The following is a 25,912-nucleotide window of genomic DNA, read 5'->3' as shown; positions in this document are numbered from 1 at the left end:
GCAACGCCCCCGGGACTGCCGGCGCCCGCACGCACGACGCCACGGCCGCCCCCACGGACGTCCCCGCCCCCGTGCCCGCCCACGAGGGCCCTTCCTCCCGGCGCCCCGTCGCCGTGACCGCCCACGAGGGCCGCCCCACCGCCTCCCGCTGCCCCGCCCCGCCTGACCGCCCAGGACCCGCTCCCCTGGCCCTCCGGACCACCACCGCACCGGCCGGCAGCCCCTCGGCCACCGCGTCGACGGCACTCACCGGCGCCCTCATCCCGCACCGCCCGTCTCCGCCACCAGCGCCCGCTCCCAGAACTCCCGGCAGAAGCGCGCCAGCGGCCCGCGTCCGGCGGCGCCCGGCGGCCGCCTGCCCTCCGTCGCCCGCAGCAGCCCGGACTCGACGGGCACGTCACCGACCAGCGGCAGCCCGAGCAGTCGGGCCACCTCGCGGTCGTCGAGCCCCGACGCGTAGGGCCCGCGTACCGCGACCCGCAGGTCGCGCAGCACCATGCCGACCGCGGAGGCCACCCGCCCGGCCGCCGCGACGGCGCGCAGTTCGGCCGGGACGACGAGGATTCCGACGTCGATCTGGGCGAGAACCTCGGCGACCCCGTCGTCGATCCGGCGCGGCAGGTCGACGACGACCGTGCCGCCCCTGCGCCGCGCCGCCGCGAGGACCGCCCGTACGGCCGGGGCAGGTACGGCGACGCAGTCCCCGCGGTCCCAGCTGAGCACACGCAGCGAGTGCAGCTCGGGCAGCGACTCCTCCAGGGCGCCCCCGCCGACCCGCCCGCGCGAGGCCGCGAACGCGGGCCACCTCAGCCCCTCGGCCGTCTCACCGCCGAGGAGGACGTCGAGTCCGCCGCCGAGCGGGTCGGCGTCCACCAGCAGGCTGCGCAGCCCCTGGCGTGCCGAGGTGACGGCGAGCGCGCAGGCCAGCGTGGACGCTCCGGCACCTCCGCGCCCGCCGATGACGCCCACGGTGAGGGCGGGCCGCCCGACGCCCTCCGCGACGTCGGCGATGCGGTCGACCAGCCACTGCTCGCCGTCGGGCAGCATCAGGACGTGGTCGGCGCCGATCTCGACGGCCCGCTGCCATACCCCGGAGTCGTCCTGGTCGCGGCCGACCAGCACCACGCCCCGCCTGCGCGTGGCACCGCGTACGCGCCGTGCGGCGTCGTCGCCCACCAGGACGAGCGGCGCCGCCTCCCAGCTGCCGCGCTGTCCGGACGCCGACGGCTTCCCGGGCACCGAGTGGTGCACCTCGGGTGTGGCGCCGGCCGCCGCGCACAGGCGCAGCAGGTCGTCGAGGAGTTCGGTGTCCTCGGTGACGATCAGTGGGCCGCCCTGCCGTCCACCGGCGGCGGGCGGCGGATCGTGAGTGAAGGTTCCGGTCATGCCTGTGTCCCCCTTCGTCGTGTCCTGCTTCGTCGAGTCCTGCTTCGTCGGCGTCCTGGGCATCGCTCCGCCGGAAACCGGCCATATGCGCCCGGCAAAACGAACCGGTCATGAGCGGGCACGGCCCGAACGCGTGGAATCACGGTGCAGCGGCCCGCGAAATCGTGTGGATCTTGGTCGATATCTGTGGACAACGTGAGGCCTGTGGATATCGCCGTCACCCTTACCGGTGAGTCCGGAGCCACCCCGCTCCACGCCCGCGTGCGACTCCCGCAGAGCAGCCCGTCAACTACCCACCGTGAGCAATCATGGACATGACAAGACACTCGCCTCGCACCGACCGAGCACGCCGACCGCCTCGGCGGAAGAAGGGAAAACCCACCCGGACATGCGACGACCCCCGCCGGGGGGGAGAGCGGGGGTCGTCTCCACGGCCGACTCGGGGGGGGAGGAGTCGGACCGGGTTAGCACGGTCGCGAACGATCCGTGACTTCCATGGTGTACCCGAGAGCCTTCTCAGGCAAACCCACACGCCCCACCTTACGCCGAATGGGCTGCGCCTATGCTCGGGGTCGTGGAAAACCACTCCTCGCCCCGTACCGCGGCCTTCTTCGACCTGGACAAGACGGTCATTGCGAAGTCGAGCACACTCACCTTCAGCAAGTCGTTCTACCAAGGCGGGCTGATCAACCGCAGGGCCGCCCTGCGCACCGCCTATACCCAGTTCGTGTTCCTCGCCGGCGGCGCCGACCACGACCAGATGGAGCGGATGCGCGAGTACCTGTCCGCGCTCTGCCGCGGCTGGAACGTCCAGCAGGTCAAGGAGATCGTCGCCGAGACGCTGCACGACCTGATCGACCCGATCATCTACGACGAGGCCGCGTCCCTGATCGAGGAGCACCACACCGCCGGCCGTGACGTCGTCATCGTCTCCACGTCGGGCGCCGAGGTCGTCGAACCGATCGGCGAGCTGCTGGGGGCGGACCGGGTGGTGGCGACCCGCATGATCGTGGGCGACGACGGCTGCTTCACCGGGGAGGTGGAGTACTACGCCTACGGTCCGACCAAGGCCGAGGCCGTCCGCGAACTGGCCGCGTCCGAGGGGTACGACCTCGCCCGCTGCTACGCGTACAGCGACTCGGCGACCGACCTGCCGATGCTGGAGTCCGTCGGCCACCCGCACGCCGTCAACCCGGACCGGGCCCTGCGGCGCGAGGCGGTCGCGCGCGAATGGCCGATTCTCGATTTCCACCGGCCCGTGCGGCTCAAGCAGCGGCTCCCCGGCTTCGCCGTACCACCGCGGCCGGCCCTCGTCGCCGCCGCCGCGATAGGCGCCGCGGCGGCCACCGCCGGCCTCGTCTGGTACGCGAGCCGGCGCCGGGCGGCAGTGGCCTGACAGCGGCCCGACCCTGACCCTTTCACCCGTGTTTGACCACAGAAGTAAAGAAGTGCGGGGAGGGCTTCCACTTGTTCCCGGGCAGGAGTACAAAGGAGTCAACGGCCCGCGAGACCAAGGACATCCGAAAGGATCACCTTAAGAACGCATTTGGCCCCACGGACCGAGCATGAACACCGGGCACCCACGCGACGTCGACCCGTCGATTACGGGCCAGCCGCACCAGGTGACGGGCAAAGTCCCGACCTGATGGGCATATCTCGAGGACGCTTGGTAACTGGGTGGGCATGCCAGCGGCGGTACGAATTCTCGTACCGCCGCATTACTTTGTGCCGGGCTCCAGCCGGGTGCGGCCGTTTATGCCGCTCCGCGCTGGAGCGCCTCGCACACCGCCGTCGACTCGCGTGCGCCCAGCTCCACCGCCCGGCCGCAGTGCGCGATCCAGGCGGCCATGCCCTCGGGAGTGCCGGAGACGTAGCCGTCGAGGGCCGCCAGGTAGGCCGCGCGGCCCAGCTCGGCGTGTCCGACCTCGGCGGCGCAGACCGACTTCGGGTCCAGACCGCTGCCGACCAGGACGATCCGCTCGGCCGCACGCGCGACCAGGCCGTTGTGCGAGGTGAAGGGACGCAGGGCCAGGAGCTCGCCGTGCACGACGGCGGCGGTCACCAGCGCCGGGGCGGAACCCCCCGCGATGACCAGCTCGGACAGGCCGTCCAGGCGGCCGTGCGCCTCCGCGGCGCCCGGCAGCGGCAGCTCGACGAGCGGCTCGTCCACCGCCTCGCCCTCCTGGCGCGGCCGTCCCACCTGGTCGTCCTTGTCCGCGGCCGCCACCAGGTGCAGCCGGGCCAGCACGCGCAGCGGGGACTGGCGCCAGATCGACAGCAGCTGCCCCGCCTCGGCGGTCAGCCGCAGGGCCGCGCCCACCGTGCGCGCCTCGTCGTCACCGCTGAAGTCGGTCCGCCGGCGCACCTCCTCCAGCGCCCAGTCCGCGCCGGACAGCGCCGCCGAACCCCGGGCGCCGCGCAGGGCCGCCTCGGACGTGATCTCGTTGCTGCGTCGCCGCATGATCCGGTGACCGTAGGTCCGGTCCACGGCCTTGCGTACGGACTCCACGGTCTCGGCCACACCGGGCAGCGAGCCCAGGGCCGCGAGCGGATCGGCGGCCGCGCCTGTCGTACTCATGGGTACGACCCTACGCACCCCGGCGCCCCACCCCACGAATGAGTGGTCTTCTTCACGCACTTCCCGGCTCTCGTGACACGTACAGCTATCAGCACACTACGCTTGGTGAACATGAAAATTGCTTTCGTCGGGAAGGGCGGCAGCGGCAAGACCACCCTGTCCTCCCTGTTCATCCGCCATCTCGCCGCCACCGGCGCACCCGTCGTCGCGATCGACGCCGACATCAACCAGCACCTGGGGGCCGCGCTGGGCCTCGACGAGGCGGACGCGGCGGCGCTGCCCGCGATGGGCGACCACCTCCCGCTGATCAAGGACCACCTGCGCGGCACCAACCCGCGCATCGCCTCCGCCGACAAGATGATCAAGACGACGCCGCCCGGCGAGGGTTCGCGGCTGCTGCGGGTGCGCGAGGAGAACCCGGTCTACGAGGCGTGCGCCCGGCCGGTGGAACTCGACGGCGACGCCGTCCGTTTGATGGTCACCGGGCCCTTCACCGAGGCCGATCTGGGAGTCGCCTGCTACCACTCCAAGACCGGAGCGGTGGAGCTGTGTCTGAACCACCTGGTCGACGGCCGCGACGAATACGTGGTGGTCGACATGACGGCGGGCTCGGACTCGTTCGCCTCCGGCATGTTCACCCGCTTCGACGTCACGTTCCTCGTCGCCGAGCCGACCCGGAAGGGGGTCTCCGTCTACCGCCAGTACAAGGAGTACGCCCGCGACTTCGGCGTCGCCCTGAAGGTCGTCGGCAACAAGGTGCAGGGACCGGACGACCTCGACTTCCTGCGCGAGGAGGTCGGGGACGACCTGCTGACGACCGTCGGGCACTCGGACTGGGTGCGCGCCATGGAGAAGGGCCGGCCGCCCCGGTTCGAGCTCCTGGAGGACACCGACCGGCGGGCGCTGCGGGCGCTGCACACGGCCGCGGACGCCACGTACGAACTGCGGGACTGGCAGCGCTACACACGGCAGATGGTGCACTTCCACCTGAAGAACGCCCGGAGCTGGGGCAATGAGCGGACCGGGACCGACCTGGCCGCGCAGGTCGATCCCGGTTTCGTCCTCGGCGAGGAGGTCGTCGCCCCGGCGTGACGCCTACCGCTTGTCGGCCGGCGCTCCGGGCACGCCCTTCGGCGCGGGTGCGGGGGCGGCCGACAGGAAGGACGCCCAGTCCTTCTTGGGAGCCTCACCGACCCCCAGGGTGCGCAGCTTCTCCAGGGTCTTCGGGTCCTGGGCGTCCAGCCAGTCCGCGAGCTGCCGGAAGGAGACGCAGCGCACCTCCTCCTTGGTGCACACCTTCTCGACGACCTCCTCGACGGCCCGCATGTAGGTGCCGCCGTTCCACGACTCGAAGTGGTTGCCGACGATCAGCGGCGCGCGGTTGCCGTCGTAGGCCCGCTGGAAGCCCTGGAGGAGGCTGTCACGCATCTGGTCGCCCCAGAACTCGCGCTTGGCGGGGTCGCCCTGGGTGGCCGTGCCGGACTGGTTGACCATGAAGTTGTAGTCCATGGTCAGCTGCTCGAAGGAGTGCCCGGGGAAGGGCACGAGCTGCATCGACAGGTCCCACAGTCCGTACTTCTTCTTCGGCCAGACCTGGTTGTTGACGCCGCTGCTGTCGTAGCGGAAGCCCATCTGGCTCGCGGCCCGCATGAAGTTGTCCTGGCCCTCCAGGCACGGGGTGCGGGCGCCGATCAGCTCCTTGTCGTAGTCGAAGGGCAGCGGTGAGGCGCTCTTCAGCCCCGTGTTGGTCTTCCAGGTCTTCACGAACTGCTTGGCCTGGCTGATCTCGCTCTTCCACTCGTCGACCGACCACTCGCCGACGCCGCCTCCGGCACCGCAGAAGTGACCGTTGAAGTGGGTGCCGACCTCGTTGCCCTCCAGCCACGCCTGCCGCAGCTGGGAGACGGTGTCGGTGATGCCCTTCTGGTCGTTGAAGCCGATGTCGGAGCGGCCCGGGGAGTGCTGCGGCGGCTGGTACTGGTCCGCCTTCTCCTTCGGCAGCATGTACACGCCGCTCAGGAAGTACGTCATGGTGGCGTTGTTCTCCTTGGCCACCTCACGGAAGTGGGAGAACAGCTTCTGGCTGTCCTCGCCCGCCCCGTCCCACGAGAACACCACGAACTGCGGGGGCTTCTGACCGGGCTTGAGGCGCTCGGGCCGGGGCAGGTGGGGCTGTGCTCCGGTGTACGCCGTCGAGCCGTCGCCGATCAGCCGTACCGCGTTCTTGGGCGCCGGCGCCGCTTTTCCCTTCTCCGGGCCTTGCGTCCCTTGGTCGGAATGGTTGCCGCTGGTGCCGAGCGCACAGCCGGCGAGCGACGCGGCGCAGACCGTGGCGATCACGACGCGCGTGGCGATCCTGTGGGTGGCGGCCATGTTCCGCCCACCTTCTTCCTTCTCTCGGGCCAACGCCGACGAGGGCGATGTCGGGTGCTGTACCGGGACGTGCCGTCAGCGCCGTCAAGGTGGCACGGGACCGAGAAGGAATTAATACGACAAGCCGATGAAAAGACCGATTCACTCGCTAGAGCGGCCCATTGCTCCATATGCGCGAAAAGCCTATGCCTTTTCTTTACTCTGAATTACGATCCGTTTACTGAGCGCAATCAAGCCGCACTCAGGCGTCCCGCCGCTGTACGCCGTGACCCACGGCCGCGACACCGCCCCCGCCGAGCGGGGGACCCCCCTGACCGCGACCGCGCAGCCCCGGAGGAGACGGGAAACATGTCAGCCTGCGTCCCCGCCCGCGCCGATTCGGCCCGGACCAAGCACGTCCATCCACCCCACAGCCCACCGCCCGGACGCCCCCGGCGATTCCGCATCGCGGGCGCCGACGTCTCGGCATCGATCGCGGTCTTCCTGATCGCCCTCCCCCTGTCCCTGGGCATCGCGCTCGCCACCGGCGCCCCCCTCCAGGCCGGCCTCGTCGCCGCCGCCGTGGGCGGGATCGTCGCCGGCCGGATCGGCGGCTGCCCGCTCCAGGTCAGCGGCCCCGCGGCCGGACTCACCGTGGTCACCGCCGACCTCATCCAGCGCTACGGCTGGCGAACGACCTGTGCCATCACCGTCTTCGCCGGGCTCGCCCAACTGGGCCTGGGCTGCCTGCGCGTGGCACGCACCGCCCTCGCCGTCAGCCCCGCCATCGTCCACGGCATGCTCGCCGGCATCGGCGTCACCATCGCCGTCGCCCAGCTCCACATCGTCCTCGGCGGCACCCCGCAGAGCGCGGTCCCCGACAACCTGCGCGCCCTGCCCGCCCAGTTGGCGAACGTGCAGCCCGCCGACCTGGCGGTGAGCGTGCTGACCCTGAGCGTGCTGCTGCTCTGGCCCCGCCTCCCCGGCCGGGCCGGACAGCTCCTGGGCAAAGTGCCCGCCGCCCTGGTCGCCGTCGCCGGTGCCACCGCGGTCGCCGCCCTCACCGGCCTCCAGCTGCCCAAGGTCGACCTGCCCTCCTGGAGCAGCCACGCGCTGGCCGCACTGCCTGACGGTCCGGTGCTCGGCCTCGTCGCCGCCGTCCTCACCACCACGCTCGTGTGCAGCGTGCAGTCCCTGCTCGGCGCGGTCGCCGTCGACAAGCTCACCGCCGCCCGGCCGGGCCCGGCCGCCCGCGTCGAACGCTCCGACCTGGACCGCGAACTGCTCGGCCAGGGCGCCGCCAACGTCGTCTCCGGCGCGCTCGGGGGCCTGCCCATCGCCGGTGTGGCCGTGCGCAGTTCCGCGAATGTGCAAGCGGGCGCCGTCAGCCGGAACTCCACGATGCTGCACGGCGTTCTCGTAGTGATCGCCGCACTGCTGATGGTCCCGGCCCTGGAGCTCATCCCGCTCGCCTCACTCGCCGCCCTGGTCATGGCCGTCGGCCTCAAGATGGTGTCCCTCAACCACATCCGCACGGTGACCCGCCACCGTGAGGTCCTGGTCTACGCGGTCACCACCTGCGGCGTCGTGTTCCTCGGCGTCCTGGAGGGCGTCGCACTGGGCATCGCCGTCGCCGTCGGTGTCGCCCTGCACCGGCTGACCCGCACCCGCATCACACACGTCGACACGGAAGGAGTCCACCACGTACATGTCAGAGGCCAGTTGACGTTCCTGGCGGTGCCCAGACTCAGCCGAGTCCTGCACCAGGTGCCTCACGGTGCCGATACCGTCGTGGAGCTGGACGGGTCGTTCATGGACCACGCGGCGTACGAGACGCTGCACGACTGGCAGAGGACGCACACCTCGCAGGGCGGCTCCGTCGAGATCACCGGCCGTCGTCCCGGGCTCCGCATCTCCGAGCCGGCCGACACGGACGGCTGCCGCTGCCGCCCCTGGACCCCCTGGCGAAACCACCAGTGCGAACGCCCCCGGACCGTACCCGTGCGCCCGCTCGGCGACGGCCGGCGGCCCGGCCCCCAGGACCCCGGCACGGCCGACGGGACTGGCGAGACGGAGGTCCCCGACAGAGCCGGCGGAACCGGCAGGACCGACGGGCCCGACGGGCCCGGTGGGTCCAGCGGACGCGAACTGGCGCGCGGCATCGACGCGTTCCACCGCAACACCGCCCCGCTGGTGCGCGGCGAGCTGGCCCGGCTGGCACGCGAGGGACAGCAGCCCTCCCAGCTGTTCCTCGCCTGCGCCGACTCCCGGCTGGTCACGTCGATGATCACCTCCAGCGGCCCCGGCGACCTCTTCGTCGTGCGCAACGTGGGCAACCTGGTGCCGCTGCCTGGCGAGGAGAGCGGGGACGACTCGGTCGCCGCCGCGATCGAGTACGCGGTGGACGTGCTGAAGGTGCGGTCCCTCACGGTGTGCGGCCACTCGGGGTGCGGTGCCATGCAGGCGCTGCTCGGCACCGAGACCGGGGGCGCGCGGACGCCGCTCAAGCGGTGGCTGCGGCACGGCGCGCCTAGCCTGCGGCGCGTGTCCGAGGACGAGGACTCCTGGATCCGGCTGGCGGGACGGCGGCCCGTCGACGCGGCCGAGCAGCTCTGCCTGGCCAACGTCGTCCAGCAGCTGGAGCACCTGCGCGCCCACGACTCGGTGTCCCGGGCACTGGCCGCCGGGGAGCTGGAGCTGCACGGCATGTACTTCCACGTGGGCGAGGCCCAGGCGTATCTGCTCACCGAGGCGGACGGGGCCGGGCGGTTCGAGCTGGTGCGGGAGACCGACCTGACCGCCTGAGCCGTACGAGAGCCGACGCGCGCGGAGTGTGAGAGGCGTTACACACGCTGAACCTCGCGCCGTCGGCGCCCGTGGGTACGGATGACCACTGGCCACGGAGTCGACGGACGGCCTGACAGGTCTAAACCAATTGTCCGTCGACCCTTGTCATCGTCCCCTCGGGTCTGATGAGGTGTGGCCTGGGACACAACGGACAACCCTGAGAAAGGGAGATGTCGTGAGCAACGACTCCTTGGCCAACCTCCTCAGGCAGGAGAGGGAAGGACTCGCGTTCGTTGACCTGCGGTTACGCGTTGGCGCGCGGTCCGAGTGGCTCGGGTACGGGCTCCCAGATGGCGACCGGAACGGCGTACACGGGTACCTCGGTCCCGTCCGGCGCGATGGATTTCGGGTACGCCCACACCCCCCGCAGCATCGATCGGAGCAGCGACCGGATCGTGTCGACGGGCGTCACGTCCCACCGCTCGATCAGGCCACGCATGACAGGCAGGAAGTCAACCGGCCGCGCTTCGTCCTCCTCAGAGCGCTCGTCGAGCTGGGCCAGCTCAGCGGTGACGCTCACCTGGTCCGCAGTGAGCCGGTCACGCTCCCGCTTGTAGGAGTCCTCGGGGATGATCTCCCGGGCGAGTAGGTCGGTCTGCCGGTCGAGTTGGCGCTGTATCTCGGTGAGCTGGGCGCGGAGTCGCTCTCGTGCTGCGCTGAGCCGCTCGCGCGGGTTGGTGGCCTCCTCGGGCTGCTGCGGGATGGTGGCGGCCTCGGCTTCGATTTCGGCCGTCCACTCGGCGAGGCGCTTGAGTAGGGCGGCCTCGGCGACGGTGCGGATGATGTACACGCCGTCGCATGTGGCGTTGTCTCGTGCCCGGGTGCACCTGAATGCGTAGCCCGGTTTCAGGATGCGTTTCTTGCCGGCGCCGTAGGTGGCGCTGCTCGCGGCTGATGCGGTGCCGCCGCAACGCGCGCAGCGCATGAGTCCGGAGAGCGGATACGCCGGCTTGCGGTAGCTCGCTGGCCTCTTGCGGGCCTCCTCGCGCCGCTTCTTGTATTCCGCCCAGACATCTTCCGGCACAATCGCCTCGTGGGCGCCGGGTATCCAGATCCGGTTGGGGCACTTCTCGCCGCGCGAGAACGTCGAGTCGGGGTCCTTGGGCGGGCAGTCGCAGTCGTCGGGATGGTAGCGGATCCATCCGGCGGCCCATCCGCTGTCGAGATAGCGGCTGAGACCGGATTGCAGCCAGGGCTTGCCGCGCATGCCGACGTAGCCGTTGCTGCCGAGCCACTGTGTGGCTGCGGCCATGGACCCCCCGTCGGCTATCCGCTCGTACTGCTTGGTGACGATGCGGCCGATGTCGTTGGGCTCGTACCACTCGCGGTGAATGATGCCGGCGTCTTCGTCGAACTGTCGTCGGTGCCAGATGTACCCCCATCGCTTCCCGCCGGTGGCGGGCAAGCCGGCCACGCGCCGGTGTTCGCGTGTCTCGGCCCACTGCTCGCCGATCCTGTCGCTTTCGTACTCAGCGAATTTGAACGCCATGCCCATTTGCAGCTTGCCGAACGCGGTGCGGGTGTCGGCTGCTTCGGTGGCGGATGCGAGGCGGCCTCCGAGCGCTTCGAGGCGGGCGAGGTTGACCGCGTTGCCGTGGCGGGAACGGCCGAAGCGGCTGTATCGCCATACGGCGATGCCGCGCGCGGTGCGGTCCTCGACCATCTTCAGCGCGTCGGCGATCTTGCGTTTCATCTTTCGGCCGGATACGTCGAGGTCCTCGATGTAGTCGACGATCTCGGCGTTGCTGCGGTCGGCCCACGCCTTGATCGCACTGCGTTGGATCTCGGGGCTGATCTTCTCCTCGTAGTAGGTCGAGACGCGGATGTACGCCACGAAGGGCTCACGCGCGGGTCCCAGGCGTGAGCCCTTCGGCGGGTTGAGCGTTCGTTTCACGGAGTGGACTCCCGGGGCTGGCGCCGTGCCTGTGCCCCGCCGAACGACACAACCGTTGAGGCTTCCGGCGGTTGTGCGTCGAGGGCCGCGTCGTGGGCGGCGATCGCGTGGGCGAGGGCGGCGATGGTGGCGCGGTTGGTCTTGTGGGTGGCGTAGTGGCGGGCGGCGCGGTAGCCCGTGGCGACCGTTGCGAGGGCGCCGACCGTGGTGAGTGCGGTGCCCGCGGTGATTACGGCGCCTACCTCGTTCGTCGTGAACACTCCCGTCACGAGGATGGTGAGTCCGATTACGAGGATGGCCGCAGCGAAGACGGCGGTGAGGTAGACGTCGGTGCGGGTGGTCACTGGAGCGGGCCTTCCTAGTTGGTTCCCTCCCGGCGGTTCTTGGCGGTGAGGGCGGTGATCATGGCGCGTACGGCGGCGCGGTCGTCTGGGTCGGTGACGCCGAGGACCGTGAGCGCCTGGTCTTCGGTGGTGGGCTCTGTGGGCGGGGGTTCTGCGTCGAGTACCTCGGGTGGCAGGTGGCCGGCGCGTACGAGGATGGGCAAGACGCGGATGTTGAGGAGCAGCCCGAGCACGTGGCAGGTGGCTACGTCGGGTTGGCTGTAGTCGCGCAGCAGTCTTGAGACTGTGGCGGGTGGGAGGCCGGAGTCGTCAGCGATCCTGCGTTGGATGCCACGTTCGTCAAGGTCGTATCCGTGGCGTGTGAGCGCCCATCTGAGCCATTCGACGAATCGGGCGTCGAGGGCGGGTTCCGGTTGCGAGCCGTTTGTCATACGCGCAATCTATCGCGCACGCGCGGTTTGTGGTGTGCGTTGCACAACTTCCGGGCACGTTCATGCGTCCCCCCGTGTCCTGTGGCATCCGGAACCGCAGACTATCGCTCAAATGCTCGAATCTCCACCGCTTGATCACAACCCGTAGCACGTGCATCACAAGTTACTCACTGGTCACACCATAGGACCATCACAAATGATTCACGCGTGAGTGGAACCGTGCTACGTTTCACTCATGAGCGATACGCGCTCATGAGTGATCGAACGAGGTACGTCCCGTGCACTTCGACCCCCGCCCGCTGCGCAGTGCAGCCGCCGCCAAGGGCCACAACACCGTCGCCGACATCGCCCGCGAGATCGGCGCCCCGTACAACACCGTGATCCGCTGGACACAGGGCCGCGGAACGCCCAGCGGGCCCGCCCTCGCCGACATCGAGCGGTCCTACGGCGTCACCCCCGCCGCGCTCTTCTCGACCCCGGCCACGCCGTCCACGGCCCCGGCCGACGCATGACCACGCACAGCCTCGGCACGGCCCGCACCCGCGCCACCGCCATCCGCGAAGCCGCCCGGATCTGGCGGCGCGGCATGGACGACATGGACCGCATGACCGTCGCCGCCGCCGCCCGCGCCTGCCACCGCCCCGGCGGGCCCTCGCTCGCCGAGCTGGAGCAGCGCATACGCGCCGACCGCACCGCCCGCACCATCCCCCACCGCGCCGCCGCCTGAAACGCGCGAGGGGCCGCCCGGATGCACCCAGGCAGCCCCTCGAAACCGACCCCCGAAGGGAACCGATCGTGAACACCGACCAGCGTACCCGCACCGCCCGCACCGCCCAGGCCGTCAAGGGCGCCCGCACCGCCCGCCAGCGCATCAACACCCGCGCTCAGTTCGTCCGCATCATGGCCTCCCAGCTCGACAAGATCGCCCCCGGAACCACCCGCGTCCGCACCGTCCCGGTCACCCGCGACGACCGCCGCCGCACGTGGGTCGTCCTCGACGACGCCGCCGGCCGCCCCGTGGCCGCCGGACTCGACGCGCACCGCGCCGCCTACGGCCTGGTGCAGCGGGCTTTCCCCCTCGCCGACTGGTCGGTCCCGCGGTCGTACGACGCCCGTACCGGCGTGCTCGCCGTGGACGAGCCGACCGCGCCGGCCGAGCTGGGCCTCGACACCGCCACGGAGGCCCGCCAGTGATCCGCCCGACCCTCACCGCCGACGGCACGGCCGTACGCCTGCCGATTCGCGACGCGATCACGGCACCGCTGCTCGACGCCCTCGCCGTCGCGTACATCGACGACGCCGACGTCCTCGGCCAGCTGCTCACCGCCCACGGCACCGCGGTGATCGCCAAGGACATGACCGAGGTCGACGACGACGCGGCCGAGTACGACCGCGCGATCCGTGCCGCCGAGGCCGATAGCACCCGCGAGGCCCTGCTCGACGAGCTGCCGATCGAGCACCAGCTCGACCCGCAGTACGGGCCGGACGCCGCAATCGCCCTCGCGACCCGCATTACCCAGCACGCCGCCCACATCCGCCACCTGAGCACGAAGGAACCGCGCCCGTGACCGTCACCCCGCTCCCGCTCCCCCCGGCGCCGACCAACCCCGCGATGGCGCTCACGTCGCCGATCTACCAGCCCGCCCCCGAGGGCGCCCCGGCCGACCAGCCGCGCGTGTTCGCCGCCATCGCCAACGTGATGCGCGACGCGATGCCCGTCGGCAAGGACCAGCGCAACGAGCAGCAGAACTACAAGTTCCGCGGCATCGACGACGTCATGTCCGCCATGGCCGGACCGATGCGCACCCACGGTGTGTTCATCCTGCCGACGATCGCCGACCACCAGCAGCAGCGCGACGGGAAGATGACCCGCGTACTGATCACGATGCGGTACTACGTCTACGGACCCGCAGGTGACTGCCTGGTCACCGACATGCCCGGCGAGGCGTTCGATTACGCCGACAAGGCGACCAACAAGGCACAGAGCGCGGCACTCAAGTACCTGTTGTTCACGCTGTTTATGCTGCCCGTGGACGGCCGCAGCATCGACGACGGGGACCGGCACCACCCGGAGCCGTCCGAGGAGCACCGCGCCGAGCAGCAGCAGCGCCAGCAGCGCGGGCAGCAGCGCCGCCAGCAGCGCGGGCAGCAGCCGCGCCGCTCCCAGCGCGCCGAGCCGGGTCCGTGGGAGAACCAGCAGCAGCCCCAGCAGCAGGCGCCGCGCCGCGACTACCTCACCGAGGCGCACCAGGCGAAGACGCCCGATGAGTTCGCCGCGGTGCGGGCCGCCGCCGCCGAGGCCGGCGCCCCGGCCGACTACCTCGCGCGGCTGGACACGATCGCCGCCCAGAAGCGGGCCGCCGCCCAGCCGCAGCAGACGGAGCAGCAGGGCCCGGCGCAGAACGCGCCCGCCTCGCCCAAGGCCGCCGCCGAGCAGGCCGAGAACGCGCTTCGCCTCGCCGCGTCGCGCGCCAACCTGCCCACCCTTGACGCCGACTTCGAGCGCGTCTACGGCCTGCCCGTCGACCAGGCCCCCGCCGCGCAGCTCGACGCGTTCCGGCAGCAGATCGAGGCCGCCGCCGCGAAGGGGGCGCAGCAGTGACCGAGCAGCCCACCACCGAGCCCACGGTGCGCGACGCCGTCACCAAGCTGGCCGCGCTCGGCGCCCTGCTCGAAGAGGTGAAGGAGGCGTATGCCGATGCCCGCACCGACGTGCAGCACGCCCTCAACGAGCAGCACAAGGCGAGCGGGGCGAGCCAGCTCGACGCGATGCTGCCCGGCGGGGTGAAGGTGGGGACGGTCTCCCGCACCGGCGGAGAGAAGGCCGCCCGGATCGTCGACGTCGACGCGTTCACCGCGTGGGTTCGTGACACGTTCCCGTCCGAGCACGTCGTCGAGATCGTGCCCATGCAGGTCCGGACGTCGGTCCGGCCCGCATGGTCGGCGCAGGCCCTCGCCGAGATGACCGCGACCGACGCCCCCCGCTACGTCGACAAGGCCACCGGTGTGGTGCACGACGTGCCCGGCGTTGAGATCCGCCCGAGCAAGGCGGCCGGCATGCGGATGTCCTACACCCGCCAGTCGAAGAAGAACCCGTTGGACGGCCGCGAGCTGGTCGCCGAGGCGTGGCGGTCCGGAGCCCTCGCCGCACACGTCCTGCCCGTCCTCGCCCCGGCCAAGCGCACCGCGCCGCCCGCCGAGGACGCCCCCGCCACGTAGCCCCCAGCCGTACGGCCCGCCCCACGTCACGGGGCGGGCCCGCACCACCCGGAGACCGCAATGCCACAGCCGCTCACCCCGGCCACCCGCGCCCGCATCGCCGAGCTGCTCGCCCAGGGCGCCACCAACAAGGCCATCCGCCGCGAACTCGGCGTCGACAAGACCACAGCCGCCCGCTACCGCGCCCGCCTCGGCTACGGCCCCGCGAAGCAGCCGACGCCGGCCAACAAGTCGCCGCTCACCCTCACCGAGAAGTGGCACACGCTCGCCCGCCCCGTCGAAGGCGGACACATGGAGTGGACCGGCCGCCACCGCCTGAACAGCGGCACGATGGTGCTCACCCACCACGGCCGCGAGTACACCGCCCGCGCCGTTGCCTTCCGCATCCGCACCGGCCGCGACCCGATCGGCCGCGTCACCGCCGAGTGCGACCGCCCCGGATGCGTCGCCCCGCAGTGCGTCGAGGACGACCCCGGCCGCGCCCGCCACCGCGCCCAGTTCGCCGCCCTGGTCGGCCGCGCCACCCTGCTCACGGAGTGCACCGCCGGACACCCCACCGCCGTGCACCGTCGCTACGACCGCGACGGCCGCCCGTACTGCGCCGCATGCCACGCCCTCCGCGACGCCCGCCGACGGGCCACCGCATGAGCCGACCGCCGACCGACGAGCCGCCGCCGTCCTGCGAGCACGGCAACCCCCGATGCCACGCCCAGCCCGCCCGCCCCTACCCGTGCGGCTGGAAGTGCGACGACCACCAGCCCGCCCGCACCCACCGACGCGAGGAAAGCCCGTGACCACCCCACTCCGTTCCATCAGCTACGGCGGAGGCGTGCAGTCCACAGCCCTGCTTGTGCTGGCCGCTCAGCGTCGCATCGACTTCCCCCTGTTCCTCATGGCCAACGTGGGCGACGACTCCGAGAGCCCCGCGACGCTGCGGTACGTCGAGGAGTACGCCCGCCCGTTCGCAGCCGACCGCGGCATCGAGCTGGTGACGCTCGACCGCGTGAAGCGGGACGGTTCCATAGAGACCCTGTGGCAGCGCCTCACACGCCCCGGCTCCCGCTCCCTCCCGATCCCTGTCCGCATGTCCAACGGGGCGCCCGGCACCCGGAGCTGCACCGCCGACTTCAAGATCAAGGTGATCGCGAAGGAACTGAAGCGGCGCGGAGCGACCGCGGACAGCCCGGCCACCATCGGCATCGGCATCAGCGTCGACGAGATCCACCGCGCGAACAACCGGCGTACGGAGCCGCACGAGGTCATCACGTATCCACTGCTCGACCTCGGTCTACGCCGTACGGACTGTGCCCGGGTCATCCGCGAAGCCGGGTTGCCCGTCCCGCCGAAGTCGTCATGTTTCTTTTGCCCGTTCCACCGTCCGGAGACGTGGCACGACATGCGGCGCGAGCAGCCCGAGGAGTTCGCCCAGGCATGCGCCCTCGAAGACCTGCTCAACGAACGGCGCGACGAACTCGGCAAGGACCACGTCTACCTGACCCGGTTCGGTCGGCCGCTCCGTGAGGCCATCCCCGCGGGCGTCGACGTACTGCCGATGCTCGACGAGGCCGACGGCCTGTGCGACTCCGGATGGTGCATGACATGAGGGCCTTCTACCGCGGCTACAGCGCCCAGTCCGGCCGCCGCGCCTCCCAGGTCCGGCGCCTGCACATCATGCGGGAGGACGGCCCCATGCCCGGCAGGCAGGCCGAATGCGGCACCACCGGATGGACCGTCACCCACAGCCCGGCCGTGATCCTCGACCCCGCCCCCGCGGCCCCGCCCGCCGGCCTCGCGTGGTGCCCGCGGTGCGTCGGCCTCGCCGCCGCCCGCACCAGCCTGCTCGACCAGTGGGCCGCCCAGCTCGCCGCCGAGGCCGCCCGATGACCCTCGACGCTTACGACTGGGCATGGAAGCACGCCCGCTCACGCGGTAACGCCCGGTTGGTCGTGCTCGCCGTCGCGGACAAGACGACCGGCCCCGACGCCACCGCGCGCCTCGGCGCCGCTGAAGCCGTTCGCCGCCTCGGAGGCGTCGGCAAGGGCGTCGCCGTCAAGGCCATCGCCGATGCCGTCGCCACGGGTGATCTGGAGATCGCCGAGCCCGCCAAGGGCAGCCGGCCGGTTCTGTACCGCATCCCGGGCGCCGTCAACTACGTCCGTAGCGGTCCGGACTACGGACCACAAACGGCCCCCGCCGAGCGGTCCGGAATCCGGACCGCAAACGGTTTGCGGTCCGGCACACGGACCACAACGACCCTCGCTAGTGGTCCGGAATCCGGACCGGTAGCCGATGAGCCCCAAGACGGTTTGTGGTCCGGATTGCAGACCGCTTGTGGTCCGGAATCCGGACCACATCACCCACCCATAGATAGAGAGAGTGAAGGAGTGAGTGAGGGACCGGCCTCGCCCGCGTCGCCGTTCGACCCGATCCCCCCGTACGCTCGCCCCCTGGTCGACCGGATCACCGCCGCGAAGGTCTACGTCGGATGGGACCTCACCGCCGGCGAATGGCTTCGCCTCGACGCCATGATCAAGAAGTCCGGCATCGACATGCTCGCCGAGCACGCCGTCACCATCGCCGCCCGCCAGCGCGTCAGCTCCGCCCGCTACTTCCTGCGGGCATGGACCAGCCTTCCCCCAGCCCCGGCCGCGGGCACCGTTCCCGCCGCCCCCACCGGGCCCAACGCCGACGTCATCCCTCTCGACCGCGCCGCCCCCCGCAAGGGCCGCGCCGCCCAGTCCGCCGACTACCTCGCCGCCGCCCTCGCCCGCATGGAGGCCCAGCAGTGAACCCCCGCGAAGTCGCCGCCCTGCTCGCCTACGTCGTCCGCCTCGACCCCCGCATGAACGTCGAGGACCAGGGCGCCGCCGAAGACCGCCTCGCCCAGTGGTGCGACCTGCTCAGCGACGTCCCCGCCCAGGCCCACGGATGGGACGCCGCCCAGATCGCCCGCGGCTACATCGCCCGCAACCCCTACCGCATCCAGCCCAGCGACATATCCCGCCCCTGGCACGCCCACAAGGCCGACGTCCTCAACCGCCGCCACGTCGGCACGTTCGAACCGACCGCACACCCCGAGATCGACCCCGACGACGAGACCGGCGACGCCTACGTGGCCGCACTCCGCGCCGAACGCCGCGCCATCGCCACCGGCCAGCAGGCCCCCACCACCCACCGCGCCCTCACCGCGGGCCCCATGGCCGCCCAAGTACGCCGCCGTCTCGCCGAGCTGGGCACCTACATGCCGCCCAGCGTCGCCGACACCCTCGCCGACTACCGGCCCCACCGCGCCCGCCGCGAGCAGCTCGCCCGCGCCGGCGCCCCCGACCCGCTCAACATCCCGTGCCCCTACAAGCACTGCCGCGCCGACCGCAACGCCCCCTGCCGCGACCACCGCGGCAACACCCGCACCCCCCACCCCACCCGCAAGGACCACGCCACCGCCGCCCACTACGCCCAGGAGCCCGCAGCATGAGCCCCACCCCGAAGTCCGCCCGCAGCTTCCACCGCAAGAACCGCGGCGGCGACCAGACCCGCAACGGCAAGCTCTACCGCGTCGAGGCCGTCTGGCCCGACCGCCCCGACCGGCCGGCCATCCGCATCACCCCCGACCGCGCCAAGGCCCGCCGCCTCGCCGAGGAGTTCGCCGACCAAGGCGCCTACGTCGAAGTGCAGCGCTCCCGCGGCTTCCAGTGGCGCACCGTCGAGACACTCGACGGACCCGCCCGCCTCGACGCCGCAGCGGCCGACCGCAGGCAGCAGCGCGCCGCCCAGGCCGAAGCCGAGCGCACCGCCCGCCTCGACGCCGAGATAGCCGCCCAGGCCGCCCACCACGACCGCGCCCGCACCGAGGCCACCACCGCCGAACACGAGCAGCTCGCCCGCCTCATGGCCCGCCCCCCGGTCATGCGCGACGCCACCGGCCGCGTCACCGCCCGCCACACCGCAGGAGCCCGCCCGTGACCACGCCCCCGGCCGCCGTCGCCGTCGTCCGCGCCACCCTCGAAGACGCCCACCTCGCCGAGCTGGAGCAGCGCCCCGGCACGACCGCCGCACGCGTCATCAGGGCCCTGGAAACCGCCGGGTGGACCATCGCCCCCACCAGCACTGTTAGCGCCCCACAGCGGGCCGCGTAGCCCGCCAACAGGGGGCGCCCCAGAACGAATCCAGGGCGCCCCCTGCGTGCTACGTTTCACGCGTGAGTGGTTCGAGATCACTCACGACTGAAGCATTACGGCAGCCGAGTACGCACCGGCGCCACGAACCGAGAGCCCAGGCTCAGCACCGAAGGGGACCGCGATGACGCTCACCGCCGCCGAACGGTTCGCCGCCAAGATCAACCCCCGCGGCCCCGTGAGCCTCTACCGCGGCGCCCCCGGCCCCTGCCACCTCTGGACAGGCGGAGCCCGCAGCAAACGCCCCCACGACGCCGGCGAACACGGCGAGTTCTACGGCGCATTCAGCGTCAACGGCCGCACCGTCCGCGCACACCAGTACGCCTACGAGCAGGCACACGCCCCGCTCCCCGAGCCCGCCGACGACGAGCAGCGCCCCGAGGTCGACCACAAGTGCCGCCGCCGCAACTGCGTCAACGTCGCCCACCTCGAACTGACCGACCACCGCACCAACACCCTCCGGTCGACCGGCCCCACCGCGATCAACGCGCGCAAAACCCACTGCGCCCACGGCCACCCCTACGACGCCGACAACACCCGCCGCCGCCCCGACGGCAGCCGCGCATGCCGCACATGCGAACGCACACGCACCCGCACCACACCCGAAAGGCAGGCCGCCTAATGGCCGGCGAAACCCTCCTCACCTACCAAGGCAACCTGGTCGACGACCCCGAGCTGAGGTTCACCCCGTCCGGGCACGCCGTCGCCAAGTTCCGAATGGCCTCAACGCCCCGCACCTTCGACAAGTCCACCAACGAGTGGAAGGACGGGGAGAGCCTGTTCCTCACCGTCAACGCGTGGCGCAAGCTCGCCGAGAACATCACCGAGAGCCTCAAGCGCGGCGACCGCGTCATCGTCCGCGGCGCCCTCAAGCAGCGGTCGTACGAGGACCGCGAAGGCGTCAAGCGCACCGTCTACGAGATCGAGGCCGAGGACGTCGGCCCGAGCCTCCAGCGCGCCACTGCCGCCATCACCAAGGCCAACAGCCAGCAGCAGAGCAGCGGAGGCTACGCCGCCCAGCAGCAGAGCTACGGCCAGCAGCAGCAGAACGGCTACGGCCAGCAGCGCGACCCATGGGCCACACAGGGCAGCAACGAACCCCCCTTCTAAGCCCCTCGCCCGCGACCGGTCGCCGCGCCGGCCGCGCGCGGGATCACCTCGACGTCACCGAGACAGGAGCAACCCCCGATGACCACCCAGACCGCCGCCCGCGTCTTCCACCGCGACCAGCTCGCCGAGTGGGGCGTGCCGAACGACCTCGCCGACGAGAGCAACGCGGCCGAGTTCCCGCACGCTGCGGTCGAGCTGCACCGCGAGCAGACCGCCACCCGCCGTTGGGTGTCCGTGCACGAGCTGGTGTTCCGCGCCCCCGACGACGGCAAGGCGTACCGCGTCACGTACGAGCAGGGACTCACGGAGGTGCAGGAGGACCACGACGAGTGGGACTACCGCGACCACATCGTGGGCGAGGAGGTCGAGGAGTACGACCACACGGTGAAGGCGTGGCGCTCCGTCGCCGAGCGGCCGGCCGCCGAGCCGTCCGCGTCCATCACGCTGCGCCCCGCCGATGACCCCGATGCCGACCTCACCATCGAGGCCGCCAGCACCGGCGGCATGGACCCGTCCGCCGTCGCGTACGGCCTCCGCATGGCCGCCGACCGGTTCGACAACTACGCCCGCGCCCAGGGCATCGAGCCGTTCCCCCACCCCGGCAACTCGCTTACGTGGGAGGCCCGCGCCGAGCACGCCGTCAAGCTGTACGCCGAGACCGCCATCGAGCGGGACGACGCCCGCGCCGAGGCCGCCAAGCTCCGCGAGCGCCTGGCCGAGGCTGTCGCCACGGTGGCGCGGCTGGAGCAGAAGCGCGTAGAGCTGGAGCGCACCTTGAACGCCGAGCGCGCCGACGTCGCCGAGCTGACCAAGCAGCGTGACCGTATCGCCGACGACACCGCCAAGGCCCTCGCCCCGAAGAACGGCAGCGCCTACGCCGCCGGACTGCTCGAAGCCGCCCGCCTCACCGAGCGGGACCTCATCACCAACCCCATGGGCGAGGCCGAGGAGCACGTCAACGACTGTTTCACCCGCTTCGCCGCGACGCTGCGCCGCAAAGCCGCCGAGGCGCAGCAGTGACCCCGATGGAAGGCGCCGCGGTCGTGGCCGGCGTCACCGCGTCCGGCCTCCCCTTCGCCCTCGCCGCCTGCCACGCCGCACGCCGCGCCCTCGACCACCGCACCCCCGAATGGCGCGCCGCACGCCGCGCCGCCCAGGACGACCGCGACCTACTGCGCCTCGCCCGCAACACCGCCCGGAAGGAACGTTCCGCCGTGAAGCCCGACCACATCGCCGCGACCGCCATCGACGAGCGGTCCCCCGACTGGTGCCACACCCACGGATGCCCCCTGTCCCAGTGCAACCCTCGCGGCCACTGACCCACCGCCCAGCGAGGTACCGCCGCCTGTCGTGGCGGTACCTCGCCCATCGCACCGGCCTAGTCCTCTCCCCCTCCCTCCTGTTCGCAGGGGTGCCGTTCTCCAACCGATGGCACCGCGCCCGCATCCTCGCCCGCAAGGAACGCCAGCCATGACCGCCCCCACCCACCCCCGCCGCACCGGCCGGACCCACACCGCCCGCCAGGCCGCCGACGAGCTGCTCGCCGCCGGCCACCACGTCCACTACGTCGCCCACGCCGAACAGGTCTGCCTCAACAGCGTGTGCCGCATCGTCCCGCCCGTCCTCGACGGACTCGCCCCCACCAAGGAGCAGCAGCAGTGAAGGCGATCCCGTTCCTGCTCGCCGCCGCATGCACCGGCAGCGCCACCGAGTACGCCCTTGACGGCAACTGGACCATCGCCGCGTTCGCCTACGCCATCGCCGTCCTGCTCATCCTCGACGCCACCAAGGAGCGCCCCTGATGGCCCGCCGACTCGTCAGCGACGAACACCAGATGTTCCGCGTCGTCATCGTCGCCCGCCAGCGCCGCGACAATCCGAACTGGGAACGCGGCAACCTCGCCTCGCCCCGATTCCTGTGGGACGGCCCCGAGTACACCACCGCCTACGGCCCCTACAACACGCCCGGTGCCGCCCGCGGGCAACTCACGTTCCACACCGTCGACGCCTACGGCGGGCCGCGTGACGGAGTCGTGTCCGGCCACATCGAGCAGGCCCACACCACGTGGACGCCCATCGGCCAGGCCGAGCCCGAGCAGTACAAGCCCGACCCCGACGGCCGGCCGACCTACGCACACGCCGATGTCGACGGAGACCGCCTGTTGGTCGCCCCCGCCGTCTACCTCGCCCACGGCCAGGAGAACCCCGGCATCTACTTCCGAACCAGCCCCAGCGGTTCATCCATCCCCCTCGCTGCGCTGCCCGCGTTCGTCGCCCGCCTGTCGACCATCGCCGACACCGCACGCCAGGAAGCCGAGGAGCAGCAGTGAAGCCGACCGCCCAGCGCCGCCGCGACCGCCGCGACCTACTCGACAACCTCTTGTCCCGCGCTCTCCGCGGCAACCTCACCACCGCCGAAGCCGCGCTCATGGTCGAGTCCGTACGCGAGGAGCAGCGCGCCTACGACCAGACCCGCCGCAGTCTCGCCGAGACCGGCACCGCCTACGGCAAGCACCGCGCCGCCGCCGACGACGCGATACGCGAACTGGAGCAGCGCGCCCTCGACGCCGAGGAGCAGCTCACCGCGTACCGGTCCGTCCTCGGCCCGCGTCCCCTCGACCGCATCCGCGACGCCCAGCGGCGCGCCGAGCAGGCCGAGGCCGAAGTCGAGGGCTACCGGGCCGCCGAGAAGTACCGCCAGGCCGCCGCCGACACATTCGCCGGCCGACTCGACGCCATCCGGCAGCAGACCGCCGAAGGGCTTGCTGAGGGATTCGAGGAACTGACGAAGCGCGCCGAGCAGGCAGAGGAGCTGCAACGCGCAGCGCACCAGTGCAGCAACGACGCCGAGGCCGCCCGCGCCGAAGCCGAGCAGCAGCTCGCCGAGCAGCGCCAGGCCCTCGCCACCGCCTTGCACGCCCACGGCGATCACGAGTGGCCGGCACTCATCGACTGGGCCGCCCAGGCGCACGAGTGGGCGGCCCGCGCCGCCGTCAAGGCCGACCGCAAGCGCGTCGAGGAGCTGGAGCACGAACGCGCCGTGATCGCCGCCGCGCTGCACGACGCCCGCCACAAGGCCAACCGGTACCGCCTCGCGTGGTACGCCTGCCGCCGCGACCGCAAGGCCGACCGCGCCGCCATGGCCGCCGAACGTCCCATCGTCGAGGCCGCACACCGTGCCGCCGCCCACGGCTCCGAGTTGTTCGCCGCAGGCCGCACCAAAGCCGACCGCGAGATCGGCCGGCGCATCCTCTCCGCGTTCGCGTTCCGCCGCGAGTTCCAGGCCCGCGCCACGGTCGCCGACGAGTACGCCGATATCGTCCGCGCCACCCTCGCCGAGCTGTGCCCCGACGACTGCCCGTGTCGCGCCGTCTGCCTCGCCGTCTACCCGTGATCACCCGGCGCCCCGCCTCACCCGCGGGGCGCCCGCTCGACCAGGAGCAACCCGCCATGCACACGCCCGCCCTTGACGCCGCCGCCGTCGCCACCATGCGCACCATCACCACCGCCGCCGAGGATCTCCGCGCCATCCGCGAGCAGTGGGGCGACCTGCTCGCCGCCATCGACACCCCGCCCGCCACCGAGTGGCCCCCGCGCGAATACCGCACCGTCGACATGCAGGCCGCCGCCCGCGACCACGACGCCGACCCCGTCATCGGCCGCATGCCGCTCATCCTCCGCGAGCACCCGGCGCCCGCGAACCTCGACGCCCTCGACGCCGCCCTGTCGGTCGAGCGGGCCCTGTTCGAGCTGGCCGACCGGATCGCCGAGCAGGCGCAGCGCCCCGCCGTCGACCAGGACGACCGCGACGACCCGGCCCGCTGGCACCTCCCCACCCACAACGCCAGCGTGACCGCCCGCGCCGCCAGCCCCGGCAGCCGCGCCTACGGACTCCACTGGGCCGCCGTGTGGATCGAGGGCCGCATACTCGGCGAGCAGCACGGCGACCTGTTCCAGCCCGTGCCGCTCCGCACCCTCGACGAGGCCGCCGCTACTGTGCGCCGCGCCCGCGCCACCGTCGAGCGGGCCCTACAGCGCGACGGCCGCACGACGGAGCTGACCGAGCCGTGCCCCTGGTGCGGCGACACCCTCACCGGCCACACCCGTCGCGGCGGCGAACCGTACGTCACGTGCGACCGCGGCGAGGCGTGCGGGGCCCCGGTCATCCTCGACGGGCGCCGGCGCACGTGGCGGGGCGCCGAACTGGTCGGGCTGTGGGCCGCGATGCACGCCGCCCGGGAGCGGGCCGAGGCCGACGCCGCGTAACACCCGGGGGCGTGCCGCGAGTTGGGCGCGCCCCTTTCCCCGATCCGATTGTGCACTCAGTACAGTACCCAGTACAGTCGGCCGTGCCGGACGTCACCCGGCACTGAAGGGAGCAACCCCCATGCGCACCTGCTTCACCGGGCGCGGCCGCACCAGCCACTACAAGCAGCCCGGCAGCCACCTCACCTACTGCGGACGCACCGCCGGCGCACCCGGCGTCGGCACCCGCATGTGCACCCGCTGCGTCACGGCCGAGGCCCGCGACCGCGCCGAAGCCACCGCCACCGCCGAGGCATGGCTCGACAAGCCGACCGCCGAGGCCGACACGTGGCGCGCCGACTGGATCGGCACCCGCACCACCTCGCCCGAGCCGACCCTGTTCGACATGACGCCCGACGCCGAACAGGGCGCCTTGTTCGCCTGACCCCCACGGAGACGACATGCCCGACCAGCAGCCCGACGAGCAGCCCACCACCGCCCACGGCTACGAGACCGGACGCACCTACTCGTCCGTCGAAATCACCCGCCGCATGAAGGGCAGGAGCGCCATCAACAAGCTGTACGCCGACCTACTCGCCGAAATGGAACGCTTCGAGCGCGCTCGCCGCGCCGAGATCATCGCGGCCGGCGGCGACCCCGACGAGGACCGCGACCCGTTCGAGACCGTACGCGCCATCGCCGATGACTGGGACCGTACCGCCGACGACCCCGACGGCCGCGCCGAGCTGCTCGACCGCCTCGCCGACAGCCTCGACACCAGCGAGGTACGCGCCCTGCGCCTCGCCGCCGAGGCCGCCGCCGCCATCACCCCCCGACTCATCCAGGCCGACGCCGACGCCGGCGTCCGCGCCGCCGACACCGCCGACGATCTCGGCGTCACCGAGTCCTACGTCTACCGCGTACTCCGCGAGCACCGCGCCGCCCAGGCCGAAGCCGACGACGCGAGCGGGCACGACTGGCATCACCCGACACCCAGCGCCGGCCTGCGGTGCCGACGCTGCAACCTCGCACACAAGAACTGGTCGGGCGAGGACTGCCCGGCCGCCGAGTAACCCACCACCGAAGGAGAGCAACCAATGCAGGCAGGCACGTACCACTGGATCCTCAGCCTGGTATGCGTCGAGGAAGGCCTCGACGGCGTCGTCCGCACCCGCTACGCCAACGCCGAGAGCACCGTCGAGGTCAAGCCGGGCGGCACCCGGCAGGACGTCTACCGCGCCGTCCTCGCCCAGACCGTGGCCGACCTGAAGCTCAATTTGGGCACCACGTCCACCCTCGCGTTCATCTGCGAGCCCAACTAACTCACCAACG

35 protein-coding genes are annotated in these 25,912 nt (G+C 71.9%); 29 read left to right on the top strand and 6 right to left on the bottom strand.

From position 1 onward, the window contains the following. Positions 1–258: 258 nt before the first annotated feature. Positions 259–1,386, bottom strand: coding sequence for a septum site-determining protein Ssd (ssd, locus tag GTW67_RS32280; protein WP_161168286.1), 1,128 nt, complete (start codon positions 1,384–1,386; stop codon positions 259–261). Positions 1,387–1,948: 562 nt separating this feature from the next. Between ssd and GTW67_RS32275 the strand changes: the two genes are divergently transcribed. After that, a complete protein-coding gene (locus GTW67_RS32275; protein WP_161168285.1) occupies positions 1,949–2,782 on the top strand; it encodes an HAD family hydrolase in 834 nt (277 codons plus the stop codon). A gap of 357 nt (positions 2,783–3,139) precedes the next feature. Here GTW67_RS32275 and GTW67_RS32270 read toward each other — a convergent pair whose 3' ends face one another. After that, on the bottom strand, positions 3,140–3,964 hold the full coding sequence (locus tag GTW67_RS32270) for a Fic family protein (protein ID WP_161168284.1): 825 nt from the start codon (positions 3,962–3,964) through the stop codon (positions 3,140–3,142). A gap of 111 nt (positions 3,965–4,075) precedes the next feature. On the opposite strand from GTW67_RS32270, the gene GTW67_RS32265 reads away from it, so the two are divergent. Next, the gene (locus GTW67_RS32265) at positions 4,076–5,056 is read left to right on the top strand and encodes an ATP-binding protein (protein WP_161168283.1); all 981 of its coding nucleotides are present in this window, start codon (positions 4,076–4,078) and stop codon (positions 5,054–5,056) included. 3 nt (positions 5,057–5,059) lie between these two features. Here GTW67_RS32265 and GTW67_RS32260 read toward each other — a convergent pair whose 3' ends face one another. Then, positions 5,060–6,337 (bottom strand): polysaccharide deacetylase family protein, encoded by a 1,278-nt coding sequence (locus tag GTW67_RS32260; protein ID WP_161168282.1) that lies wholly within the window; start codon positions 6,335–6,337, stop codon positions 5,060–5,062. Between the two features lie 348 nt (positions 6,338–6,685). Here GTW67_RS32260 and GTW67_RS32255 point away from each other — a divergent pair, with 348 nt between their 5' ends. Further along, on the top strand, positions 6,686–9,121 hold the full coding sequence (locus tag GTW67_RS32255; protein ID WP_161168281.1) for a SulP family inorganic anion transporter: 2,436 nt from the start codon (positions 6,686–6,688) through the stop codon (positions 9,119–9,121). 286 nt (positions 9,122–9,407) lie between these two features. Here GTW67_RS32255 and GTW67_RS32250 read toward each other — a convergent pair whose 3' ends face one another. Genes GTW67_RS32250 through GTW67_RS32240 form a run of 3 tightly spaced genes read right to left on the bottom strand, consistent with a single transcriptional unit; the run spans position 9,408 to position 11,604 of the window. Beyond that, complete coding sequence (locus tag GTW67_RS32250) at positions 9,408–11,057, bottom strand: recombinase family protein (RefSeq protein ID WP_161168280.1); 1,650 nt, start codon at positions 11,055–11,057, stop codon at positions 9,408–9,410. Next, entirely contained in the window at positions 11,054–11,401 is a 348-nt protein-coding gene (locus GTW67_RS32245) for a hypothetical protein (protein ID WP_161168279.1), read from the bottom strand. The genes GTW67_RS32250 and GTW67_RS32245 overlap by 4 nt, the downstream gene beginning before the upstream one ends. Before the next feature lie 14 nt (positions 11,402–11,415). Beyond that, positions 11,416–11,604 carry a hypothetical protein gene (locus tag GTW67_RS32240; RefSeq protein ID WP_161168278.1) on the bottom strand — a complete coding sequence of 63 codons (189 nt, stop codon included), beginning with the start codon at positions 11,602–11,604 and terminating at the stop codon, positions 11,416–11,418. Between the two features lie 506 nt (positions 11,605–12,110). Here GTW67_RS32240 and GTW67_RS32235 point away from each other — a divergent pair. The 26 genes from GTW67_RS32235 (at position 12,111) to GTW67_RS32110 (ending at position 25,902) form a co-directional block, all read left to right on the top strand. Then, positions 12,111–12,344, top strand: a complete 234-nt coding sequence (locus GTW67_RS32235) for a helix-turn-helix domain-containing protein (protein WP_161168277.1) — start codon at positions 12,111–12,113, stop codon at positions 12,342–12,344. Next, positions 12,341–12,559, top strand: coding sequence for a hypothetical protein (locus GTW67_RS32230; protein ID WP_161168276.1), 219 nt, complete (start codon positions 12,341–12,343; stop codon positions 12,557–12,559). Before GTW67_RS32235 ends, GTW67_RS32230 begins: the two co-directional genes overlap by 4 nt. Positions 12,560–12,627: 68 nt before the next feature. Continuing rightward, positions 12,628–13,026: a hypothetical protein gene (locus GTW67_RS32225; RefSeq protein ID WP_237519131.1), complete on the top strand. Its 399-nt coding sequence runs from the start codon at positions 12,628–12,630 to the stop codon at positions 13,024–13,026. Next, positions 13,023–13,400, top strand: a complete 378-nt coding sequence (locus GTW67_RS32220) for a hypothetical protein (RefSeq protein WP_161168275.1) — start codon at positions 13,023–13,025, stop codon at positions 13,398–13,400. Before GTW67_RS32225 ends, GTW67_RS32220 begins: the two co-directional genes overlap by 4 nt. Next, entirely contained in the window at positions 13,397–14,434 is a 1,038-nt protein-coding gene (locus GTW67_RS32215) for an ERF family protein (protein WP_346010799.1), read from the top strand. The genes GTW67_RS32220 and GTW67_RS32215 overlap by 4 nt, the downstream gene beginning before the upstream one ends. Continuing rightward, the gene (locus GTW67_RS32210; protein ID WP_161168274.1) at positions 14,431–15,051 is read left to right on the top strand and encodes a hypothetical protein; all 621 of its coding nucleotides are present in this window, start codon (positions 14,431–14,433) and stop codon (positions 15,049–15,051) included. The genes GTW67_RS32215 and GTW67_RS32210 overlap by 4 nt, the downstream gene beginning before the upstream one ends. Positions 15,052–15,111: 60 nt before the next feature. Next, positions 15,112–15,699, top strand: a complete 588-nt coding sequence (locus tag GTW67_RS32205) for a helix-turn-helix domain-containing protein (protein WP_161168273.1) — start codon at positions 15,112–15,114, stop codon at positions 15,697–15,699. Then, positions 15,696–15,845: a hypothetical protein gene (locus GTW67_RS32200; protein ID WP_161168272.1), complete on the top strand. Its 150-nt coding sequence runs from the start codon at positions 15,696–15,698 to the stop codon at positions 15,843–15,845. Before GTW67_RS32205 ends, GTW67_RS32200 begins: the two co-directional genes overlap by 4 nt. After that, positions 15,842–16,654 (top strand): adenine nucleotide alpha hydrolase family protein, encoded by an 813-nt coding sequence (locus GTW67_RS32195; RefSeq protein WP_161168271.1) that lies wholly within the window; start codon positions 15,842–15,844, stop codon positions 16,652–16,654. The genes GTW67_RS32200 and GTW67_RS32195 overlap by 4 nt, the downstream gene beginning before the upstream one ends. Then, positions 16,651–16,935, top strand: coding sequence for a hypothetical protein (locus tag GTW67_RS32190; protein ID WP_161168270.1), 285 nt, complete (start codon positions 16,651–16,653; stop codon positions 16,933–16,935). The genes GTW67_RS32195 and GTW67_RS32190 overlap by 4 nt, the downstream gene beginning before the upstream one ends. Positions 16,936–17,435: 500 nt before the next feature. Then, positions 17,436–17,840 (top strand): hypothetical protein, encoded by a 405-nt coding sequence (locus tag GTW67_RS37975; protein ID WP_237519130.1) that lies wholly within the window; start codon positions 17,436–17,438, stop codon positions 17,838–17,840. After that, positions 17,837–18,526, top strand: coding sequence for a cell surface glycoprotein (locus tag GTW67_RS32180; RefSeq protein WP_161168268.1), 690 nt, complete (start codon positions 17,837–17,839; stop codon positions 18,524–18,526). Before GTW67_RS37975 ends, GTW67_RS32180 begins: the two co-directional genes overlap by 4 nt. Further along, positions 18,523–19,014 carry a hypothetical protein gene (locus GTW67_RS32175; protein ID WP_161168267.1) on the top strand — a complete coding sequence of 164 codons (492 nt, stop codon included), beginning with the start codon at positions 18,523–18,525 and terminating at the stop codon, positions 19,012–19,014. The genes GTW67_RS32180 and GTW67_RS32175 overlap by 4 nt, the downstream gene beginning before the upstream one ends. Beyond that, the gene (locus GTW67_RS32170; protein WP_161168266.1) at positions 19,011–19,187 is read left to right on the top strand and encodes a hypothetical protein; all 177 of its coding nucleotides are present in this window, start codon (positions 19,011–19,013) and stop codon (positions 19,185–19,187) included. Before GTW67_RS32175 ends, GTW67_RS32170 begins: the two co-directional genes overlap by 4 nt. A 163-nt stretch (positions 19,188–19,350) precedes the next feature. Further along, entirely contained in the window at positions 19,351–19,848 is a 498-nt protein-coding gene (locus tag GTW67_RS32165) for an HNH endonuclease family protein (protein WP_161168265.1), read from the top strand. Beyond that, the gene (locus GTW67_RS32160; RefSeq protein WP_161168264.1) at positions 19,848–20,336 is read left to right on the top strand and encodes a single-stranded DNA-binding protein; all 489 of its coding nucleotides are present in this window, start codon (positions 19,848–19,850) and stop codon (positions 20,334–20,336) included. The genes GTW67_RS32165 and GTW67_RS32160 overlap by 1 nt, the downstream gene beginning before the upstream one ends. A gap of 78 nt (positions 20,337–20,414) precedes the next feature. Beyond that, positions 20,415–21,356 carry a hypothetical protein gene (locus GTW67_RS32155; RefSeq protein WP_161168263.1) on the top strand — a complete coding sequence of 314 codons (942 nt, stop codon included), beginning with the start codon at positions 20,415–20,417 and terminating at the stop codon, positions 21,354–21,356. Continuing rightward, positions 21,353–21,655: a hypothetical protein gene (locus GTW67_RS32150; RefSeq protein WP_161168262.1), complete on the top strand. Its 303-nt coding sequence runs from the start codon at positions 21,353–21,355 to the stop codon at positions 21,653–21,655. The genes GTW67_RS32155 and GTW67_RS32150 overlap by 4 nt, the downstream gene beginning before the upstream one ends. Before the next feature lie 151 nt (positions 21,656–21,806). Further along, complete coding sequence (locus tag GTW67_RS32145) at positions 21,807–21,998, top strand: hypothetical protein (protein ID WP_161168261.1); 192 nt, start codon at positions 21,807–21,809, stop codon at positions 21,996–21,998. Then, positions 21,995–22,138: a hypothetical protein gene (locus GTW67_RS32140; protein ID WP_161168260.1), complete on the top strand. Its 144-nt coding sequence runs from the start codon at positions 21,995–21,997 to the stop codon at positions 22,136–22,138. Before GTW67_RS32145 ends, GTW67_RS32140 begins: the two co-directional genes overlap by 4 nt. Then, positions 22,138–22,665 (top strand): hypothetical protein, encoded by a 528-nt coding sequence (locus tag GTW67_RS37210; RefSeq protein WP_202437968.1) that lies wholly within the window; start codon positions 22,138–22,140, stop codon positions 22,663–22,665. Before GTW67_RS32140 ends, GTW67_RS37210 begins: the two co-directional genes overlap by 1 nt. Further along, complete coding sequence (locus GTW67_RS32130; protein WP_161168259.1) at positions 22,662–23,729, top strand: coiled-coil domain-containing protein; 1,068 nt, start codon at positions 22,662–22,664, stop codon at positions 23,727–23,729. Before GTW67_RS37210 ends, GTW67_RS32130 begins: the two co-directional genes overlap by 4 nt. 56 nt (positions 23,730–23,785) lie before the next feature. Then, entirely contained in the window at positions 23,786–24,601 is an 816-nt protein-coding gene (locus GTW67_RS32125; protein ID WP_237519129.1) for a recombinase zinc ribbon domain-containing protein, read from the top strand. Positions 24,602–24,722: 121 nt separating this feature from the next. Continuing rightward, a complete protein-coding gene (locus GTW67_RS32120; protein WP_161168258.1) occupies positions 24,723–25,025 on the top strand; it encodes a hypothetical protein in 303 nt (100 codons plus the stop codon). 16 nt (positions 25,026–25,041) lie between these two features. Next, complete coding sequence (locus GTW67_RS32115) at positions 25,042–25,653, top strand: hypothetical protein (protein WP_161168257.1); 612 nt, start codon at positions 25,042–25,044, stop codon at positions 25,651–25,653. A 24-nt stretch (positions 25,654–25,677) separates the two neighbouring features. Beyond that, on the top strand, positions 25,678–25,902 hold the full coding sequence (locus GTW67_RS32110) for a hypothetical protein (protein ID WP_161168256.1): 225 nt from the start codon (positions 25,678–25,680) through the stop codon (positions 25,900–25,902). Positions 25,903–25,912 lie beyond the last annotated feature (10 nt).

This window comes from Streptomyces sp. SID5910, from assembly GCF_009862125.1.
GTDB lineage: Bacteria > Actinomycetota > Actinomycetes > Streptomycetales > Streptomycetaceae > Streptomyces.
The sequence above is the reverse complement of the archived record's forward strand: the minus strand, read 5'-3'. Positions and strand labels throughout refer to the sequence as shown.